General features: G+C 74.7%; 6 protein-coding genes. All 6 read left to right on the top strand.

The annotated features are described in order from the left end of the window. Window positions 1-924, top strand: a 924-nt coding sequence (locus ABZS66_RS40015; protein WP_354767202.1) for a GMC family oxidoreductase, incomplete at its 5' end; no start/stop codon positions are given. Then, window positions 921-1,799: a VOC family protein gene (locus ABZS66_RS40010; protein WP_354767200.1), complete on the top strand. Its 879-nt coding sequence runs from the start codon at window positions 921-923 to the stop codon at window positions 1,797-1,799. The genes ABZS66_RS40015 and ABZS66_RS40010, both read left to right, overlap by 4 nt. Before the next feature lie 17 nt (window positions 1,800-1,816). Beyond that, window positions 1,817-3,541, top strand: a complete 1,725-nt coding sequence (locus ABZS66_RS40005) for a gamma-glutamyltransferase (RefSeq protein ID WP_354767199.1) — start codon at window positions 1,817-1,819, stop codon at window positions 3,539-3,541. Next, window positions 3,538-4,890, top strand: coding sequence for an amidohydrolase family protein (locus ABZS66_RS40000; RefSeq protein WP_354767198.1), 1,353 nt, complete (start codon window positions 3,538-3,540; stop codon window positions 4,888-4,890). The genes ABZS66_RS40005 and ABZS66_RS40000 overlap by 4 nt, the downstream gene beginning before the upstream one ends. Beyond that, window positions 4,887-6,305: an amidase family protein gene (locus ABZS66_RS39995; protein ID WP_354767196.1), complete on the top strand. Its 1,419-nt coding sequence runs from the start codon at window positions 4,887-4,889 to the stop codon at window positions 6,303-6,305. The genes ABZS66_RS40000 and ABZS66_RS39995 overlap by 4 nt, the downstream gene beginning before the upstream one ends. A gap of 152 nt (window positions 6,306-6,457) precedes the next feature. Continuing rightward, a complete protein-coding gene (locus ABZS66_RS39990) occupies window positions 6,458-7,333 on the top strand; it encodes an ABC transporter permease (RefSeq protein ID WP_354767194.1) in 876 nt (291 codons plus the stop codon). Window position 7,334 lies beyond the last annotated feature (1 nt).

The following is a 7,334-nucleotide window of genomic DNA, read 5'->3' as shown; positions in this document are numbered from 1 at the left end:
GCCGAGCGCGCGGGCGCCCGCCTGGTGACCGGCGCGCACGTGCGCCGGCTGCTGACCGGCCGGCCCGACCGCGTCCGCGGCGTCGAATGGATCGACACCGCCGGCGAGGTGCGGGTCACCGAGGCGGACGCCGTCGTGCTGGCCGCCGGCGGCATCGGCACGCCCCGGCTGCTGCTGGCCTCGGCGGACGCCGAGCACCCGGCCGGGCTGGCCAACAGCTCCGGGCTGGTCGGCCGCAACCTCATGCTGCACCCGTTCACCCGCGTGGTCGGGCTCTTCGACGAGCCGTTCGCCGGCGTGCAAGGGTACTGGGGACAGCTGCTGCACTGCCTGGAGTTCGCGGAGACCGACCGCTCGCGCGGCTTCGTGCGCGGCGCGAAGTGGAACCTCGGCCAGGGCTTCGGGCCGGTCGCCGCCGCGCTGCACCCGTGGCCGGACGGCGAGCGGTGGGGCCCGGCCCTGGCCGGCCACGTGCGCCGCTGGGTCGGCCGGGCCGGCATCTGGGGGATCACCGCCGACGACCTGCCGGATGAGCGCAACCGGGTCGAACTCGACCCGGTGCGCACCGACGTGTGGGGATCCGCGGTGCCTGTCGTGCGGTACCGCACGCCACCGGACGCGGCCCGCATCCTGGCCTTCAACGCCGAGCGGGCCCGCGAGTCCTTCCTGGCCGCCGGGGCGCGCGAGGTGCTGCTCGCCCCGCCGCTGCGCGAGTTCGGCTGGCACCAGCTCGGCACCGCCCGGATGGGCACCGACCCCCGGCGCAGCGTCGTCGGCCCCGATGGGCGGGCGCACGACGTGCCGAACCTGTTCGTCCTCGACGGCAGCACCTTCGTGACCGGGTCGTCGCTCAACCCGACCGCGACCGTGTGCGCGGTCGCCCTGCGCGCCACCGAGCTGATGCTGCGGGGTGAACGGGCATGAGCGAGACCACCCCGCTGCTGCGCGTCGCCGACCTGTTGGCGCCCGGCGGCGACGGGCTGCCCGCGGCGAGCGAGATCGACATCGCCGGTCGGCTCGCCCTCGTGCTTGCCGAGGCGCCGGCGCTGGCCGACGGGGTCGAGCGCGCGCTGCACCGCCTGGCGGCGTCGGGTGATGCCGGTGTCGAGGCGGTACGCGCCGTCGAGGCCGAGGATCCGCCGGCGTTCGCGGCGCTGCTCGAGGCGGTCGTCGTCGCCTGGGCGACCGCACCGCAGGTCCAGGCTGCCCTGGGGGCCGCGCCGCGGCTGCCCATCCCGGTCGACGAGCAGCTCGTCACGCAGGAGTTGTTGGAGCCGGTACGCCGCCGCGGCCCGCGGTGGCGCCGGGAGGGAGACTCGATGAGGATCGCCAGACGCGGGCTCGACCTGGGCCTGATCGTGCGGGACCTGGGCGCGATGACCGCGTTCTACGGCGACGTGCTCGGGCTGGAGCGGCTGGGCGAGCGCACCAACGGCTGGGGCACGATGGCCGAGCTCGGCTTCGGCGAGAGCGTGCTGCGCCTGCTGCGCCCCACCGGGGAGCCGCACCCGGCCGGCGGCGGCATGCTCGAGGTCACCGGGTTGCGGTACCTGACCTTCCCGGTGGAGGACCTCGACCCGGTCGCCGCGCGGCTGGAGGAGGCGGGGGCACCCCTGACCCTGCCGCTGACGAGCGTCGGGGCCGTCCGCTTCGTGATGTACGCGGACCCGGAGGGCAACGTGGTCGAGCTGCTGGAGCGCGTCAGCGGGACGGCTGGCACCACGCTCAACCAGGCCGACGTCGGCGACGACGTGCCCGGACCGACCGACCTGGAACTGCGCCAGCGGCGCGAGTACTGAGGAAGAAGGAGCCCCCGATGAGCGCCCCGCCCCCGTCATGGCACGTCCCCAACCCGACCGTTCTGGGCACCCGGCACGCCGTCTCGTCCGGGCACTACCTGGCCAGCTCCGCGGCCCTGGCGATCCTCGAGACCGGCGGCAACGCCGTGGACGCCGGCTGCTGCGCCGGCATGGCGCTGGCCGTGCTGCACGCGGACGAGGTCAACTTCGCCGGCGTGGCGCCGATCATGATCCGGATGGCCGACGGGACCACGGTCAGCATCGACGGCCTCGGGGTGTGGCCCGCCGGGATCCCGGCCGACCTGTTCCTGCGCGAGCACGGCGGCACCATCCCCAGCGGCCTGCTGCGCACCGTCGTCCCGGCGGCGCCCGACGCGTGGATCACCGCGCTGCGCGACTACGGCACCATGACCTTCGGCCAGGTCGCCGAGGCCGCCATCCGCCTCGCCCGCGACGGCTTCGCGGCGTTCCCGCTGCTGGTCGACGGCATCACGTCCCGCCGGCGCGGCTACCGCAACTGGCCGGCGAACGAGGCGATCTACCTGCCCGGGGGCCGGCCGCCGCGGGTCGGGGAACGGTTCGTGCAGACCGACCTCGCCCGCAGCATCCAGCTCATGGCCGACGCCGAGGCCGCCGCCACCGGAGGGCGCGAGGCCGGCCTGGAGGCCGCCCGGGCGGTCTTCTACGAGGGGGAGCTCGCCGAGCGGATGGTCGCCTACCACCGGGAGCACGGCGGCTACCTCACCGCCGCGGACCTCGCCGGCTTCCGCTGCCGCTACGAGCCGGTCCTGACCACCCGCTGGCGCGACTTCGACATCCTCACCTGCGGCGCCTGGTGTCAGGGGCCGGCGCTGGCGGAGGCCCTGCAGATCGTGGAGTCGTACGGCCTGGACGGGCTGGAGCACAACTCGCCGGCCTACGTGCACCTGGTCGTCGAGGCGCTCAAGGGGACGTTCAGCGACCGCGAGCACCTCTACGGCGACCCGGCCTTCGTCAAGGTCGACGTGGAGCGGCTGCTGTCGGCCGCGCACGCGGCCGCCCGAGCCGCGATGATCGACCCGGACCGGGCCCATCCGGGGCTGCCGGACCTCGTCTTCGGCGAGGCGCAGCCGCTGCCCGAGCCGAAGCATTACGACGAGCTGCCGGTCGTCGGCGAGGGCGCCACCTCGTACGTGTGCGTGGTCGACGCCTGGGGCAACGCCTTCTCCGCCACGCCGTCCGACGGCGCCTCCTCCGCACCCGTCATTCCCGGGACCGGGTTCGTGCCGTCGCTGCGCGGCATGCAGTCGCGGCCCGACCCGGCCCACCCGTCCGGCGTCGCCCCGGGCAAACGGCCCCGCCTCACCCCCAACCCGGCGATCGTGGTCCGCGACGACGGGTCGGTGATGCCGTTCGGCTGCCCGGGCGGCGACATGCAGATCCAGGCGATGCTGCAGGTCTTCCTCAACGCCTTCCACTTCGGGATGCCGCTGCAGGAAGCGGTCAACGCGCCGCGCTTCTCCACCTGGAGCTTCCCCAACTCCTTCGCACCCTTCGACTACCTGCCGTCGCGGCTGTTCATCGAGGACCGCTTCGCCGCGGGCACGATCGAGGCGCTGCGCGACAAGGGCCACGACGTGCGCGCGTGGCCCGCGTTCACCCGCGACGCGGCGGCCGTCGAGGCGATCTACCGCAACGCCGGCACCGGCTTCCTGGAGGCGGCGGCGGACCCCCGCCAGCCCGCCGCGGCGTACGTGTCATGAGCACCGAGCGGTACGTCGTGACCGGGCGGATCCGCACCATGGACCCGGCGCGGCCGGTGGCCGAGGCGATGGCCGTGGCCGACGAGCGGATCGTCGCCGTCGGCGGCCTGGCCGAGGCGCTCGCCGCCGGCCCGCCCGCCACCGCGGTCGTGGACCTCGGCACCGCAACGATCATGCCCGGCCTCATCGACACCCATCTGCACATGCAGCGGGGCGGCCTGAAGATCATCCACGACCTGGGCGACGCCACCCACGACCTCGACCTCGTCATCGCCACCATGCGGGACAAGGGCTTCGGCCCCGGCTGGGGGCCGCAGCCGCCGGCGCTCGCCGACCGTGCCGCCGCGCTGCGGCTGGTCCAGCCGCTGATGCACCAGCTCGGCTTCACCGGGATCATCGACCCCGCGACGACCGAGGACGAGCTGCGCGGCTACCAGGAGAGCCGGCGGCGCGGCGAGCTGACGATGCGGGTGGTCGCGATGCCCTACCCGAACGTCGGCGACCTCGAGCACCCCGACGTCGACGGTGCGATCGAACGGCTCCGGGGGATCGGCGTCTCCACCGGTTTCGGCGACGACCTGCTGCGGATCGGCGGCATCAAGGTGTACTTCGACGGCGAGGCGATGAAGGGCGAGGCGCTGCGCCGCACGCCCTGGCCGCACAGCGGCTCGACCGGCTACCAGCGCATCCCCACCGCCGAGTTCCAGCGCCTGATGGACTTCTGCGCCACCGGCGGCTGGTCGGTCGGCGTGCACGCGGTCGGCGGCGCCGCCATCGCGGCGGTGCTCGGCTGCTTCGCCGAGGCCGACCGCAAGGAGCCCATCGCCGGGCGGCAGTGGCAGATCATCCACGGGTACCTGGAGGTCGAGCCGGAGTCGATGGCGCTGGCCGCCCGGCTCGGCGTCGTGCTGGCCGCCCAGCCCTCGATCGCCCTGCGCAACGCGGCCGGCCTCGTCGAGCGGCTCGGCGACGGCGCCCTGCTCATGAACCCGCTGCGGTCCTGGCTCGACGCCGGAGTCCCCGTCGTGCTCGGCTCCGACGGCCCGTTCTTCCCGTTCGACCCGCGCGAGCTGATCTGGTCGGCGGTCACCCGGCGGGTCCGGGACCGCGCCGAACCGCTCGCCCCGCAGGAGGCGATCACCGTGGCCGAGGCGCTGGCCGCGTACACGGCGACCGCGGCCGAGGCCGCCTTCGACGGCGACCGGCGCGGCCGGCTCACGCCCGGCCGGCTCGCCGACTGGGTCGCGTTCGACCGGGATCCGCTCGACGTCGAGCCCGACGAGCTGCTGACCCTGCGGGTGCTGCGCACGGTGGTCGGCGGCCGTACCGTGTACGAGGCCGCCGCATGACCGGCACCCCGCTGCACTGGTGGCCGGCCCGCGAGCTGGCCGCCGCGATCCGCCGTCGCGAGCTGTCGGCGCGGGAGGTCATGCGCGCGCACCTCGACCGGATCGAGGAGGTCAACGGCCGGATCCGGGCGGTGGTCTCGATGCTGCCGGAGTCCGCGGCGCTGGCCCTGGCCGACGAGGCCGACCGGGCCGTGGCGCGCGGCGAACGGCTCGGGCCCCTGCACGGCCTGCCGACCGCGGTCAAGGACCTGATGGACGTCCGCGGCTTCCCGACGACGCACGGCTCGCTCGCCCACGCCGGCGCGCCACCGGCCCCCGCCGACAGTGTGCTGGCCGGGCGGCTGCGGGCCGCCGGCGCGCTGATCATCGGCAAGACGAACACGCCCGAGCACGGCCTCGGCACGCTCACCTTCAACCCGCTGTTCGGCACCACGGTGACGCCGTGGGACCTGACCCGCCACGCCGGGGGCAGCAGCGGGGGAGCGGCGGCCGCACTGGCCGCGGGCATGCTCCCGGTCGCCGACGGCTCGGACTCCGGCGGCAGCCTGCGGTATCCGGCGGCGTTCTGCGCGGTCGCCGGCCTGCGGCCCACGCCGGGCACGGTGCCCAGCGGACGCCCGGGCGACGCCTGGAGCCCGCACGGGGTGCTCGGGCCGATGGGACGCGACTGCGCGGACGCGGCCCTGCTGCTGTCCGCGATCAGCGGCCTCGACCCGGGCTGGCCGCTGTCCTGGGTGGCCGACCCGGCGGCGTTCGCCGAGCTGGAGCCGGTCGAGCTGCCCGCGGTCCGGCTGGCGTGGAGCGCCGACGCCGGCGGCCTGGAGGTCTCCGCCGAGGTGCGGGCGGTGCACGCGGCCGCGCGCGCCGCGCTGGAGCGGGCCGGCGCGACCGTCGTCGACGCGGAGCCGGACTTCACCCACGCCGACGCGCTGTGGGAGACCATCGAGACGTTCGAGTTCTTCGCCGGCGGCCGCGCCGCGGTGGATGCCGACCCGAGCGGCTACCGGCCCGACTACCTGCGCAACGTCGAACAGGGGCGCCGGGTCCCGGCGGCCGAACTGGCCGAGGCCCTCGCCCGGCGCACCGAGCTGTTCCGGGTGACCGCCCGGCTGCTCGCCGAGCACGACGCGCTGGTCCTGCCGGCCACGCCGGTCCCGCCGCCGCCGATCGAGCAGCAGTGGGTCGCCGCGGTCGACGGCGTGGCCTACGACCGGTACTTCCGCTGGCAGCGCATGGCCAACCGGATCACGGCCACCGGACACCCGGCCCTGGTCACGCCGGCGGGCTGGACGCCGGACGGGCTCCCCGTCGGGCTGCAGGTGGTCGGCCGGTACCGGGGCGACCACCGGCTGCTCTCGCTCGGCGCCGCGATCGAGCGGGCGCTGGGCCACGCCGGGCGGCGACCGCCGCTCTGAGCAGGACACGGCTGAGCTGTTTACACATCGGTAATCCCAATGCCATGCTTCAGGATCCACATATTAATAGCCTGGATCCAATGTGCCCGCTTCGGTGCGAAGGAGAACCGGATGACGCATCGGCCGCAACGACACATCGCGGGGGACGGTCAATGGCGGTGAAGGACCTCGCCCCCGCCGCGCCCGCCGACGCCGGGCAGCAGGCCCGCCCGGCGGACGGGCACGCCGAGCGGCGCTGGCTGCTGTGGCCGCCGCTCGCCTTCTTCGCGCTCATGCTGGGCGTGCCCGTCGTCGCGCTGCTGCAGCAGGCGCTGTCCGGGCAGGGTAACGCCTTCGCCGAGGCGCTGCACATGGAGGTCTTCATCGGCTCGGTGTGGCGCACGCTCCTGCTCGCCGCGACCGTGACCGCGGCGACGGTGCTGATCGGCACCTGCTACGCCCTGGCGGTCGCAGTCGGGCCGGCGTGGGTCAAGGCGGTGCTCATGGGCGGCCTGCTGATCTCGCTGTGGACCTCGATCATGGTGCGCACCATCGGCTGGATGCTCATCGAGCTGCCGGCCGGCGCGCTCTACTGGCTGCTGGAGAAGGCGCACCTGCGCTCCGAGCCGATCGAGCTCTACCAGACCACGGCCGCGATGTACCCGGCGATGATCGCCGTGATGCTGCCGTTCGCCGTGCTGCCCATCCTGGCCTCCGTCCTGGCCCTCGACCGCGAGCAGCTCAACGCGGCCACCGTCTTCGGCGCGGGGCCGATGCTGACCCTCGGCGCCGTCGTGCTGCCGGCGATCCGCCAGGCGATGATCAGCGGCGGCGTGCTGGTGTTCGTGATGAGCCTCGGCTTCTACGTGACCCCGCTCCTGCTCGGCGGGCCGTCGAACATGACCATGTCGGGCATCATCAACGGCCAGCTCAACAACGCCAACCGGGCCGACGTGGGCGCCGCGATGAGCCTGCTGCTCATCGGCGGCACCGTGGCGATCTATCTGGTCGCCGACCGGCTCTTCAAGGTCAGCGAGAGGTGGGGCTGAG

Origin of the sequence: Dactylosporangium sp. NPDC005572 (genome assembly GCF_040605515.1) — a bacterium.
Taxonomy (GTDB): domain Bacteria; phylum Actinomycetota; class Actinomycetes; order Mycobacteriales; family Micromonosporaceae; genus Dactylosporangium.
Note: the sequence above shows the minus strand (reverse complement) of the source record. Positions and strands in the feature narration are given on the sequence as shown.

Bases quoted from the DNA above. Each gene is read 5' to 3' on its own strand.
- ABZS66_RS40000 (WP_354767198.1), top strand. From the start codon at position 3,538: ATGAGCACCGAGCGGTACGTCGTGACCGGGCGGATCCGCACCATGGAC.
- ABZS66_RS39990 (WP_354767194.1), top strand. From the start codon at position 6,458: ATGGCGGTGAAGGACCTCGCCCCCGCCGCGCCCGCCGACGCCGGGCAG.
- ABZS66_RS40005 (WP_354767199.1), top strand. From the start codon at position 1,817: ATGAGCGCCCCGCCCCCGTCATGGCACGTCCCCAACCCGACCGTTCTG.
- ABZS66_RS39995 (WP_354767196.1), top strand. From the start codon at position 4,887: ATGACCGGCACCCCGCTGCACTGGTGGCCGGCCCGCGAGCTGGCCGCC.
- ABZS66_RS40010 (WP_354767200.1), top strand. From the start codon at position 921: ATGAGCGAGACCACCCCGCTGCTGCGCGTCGCCGACCTGTTGGCGCCC.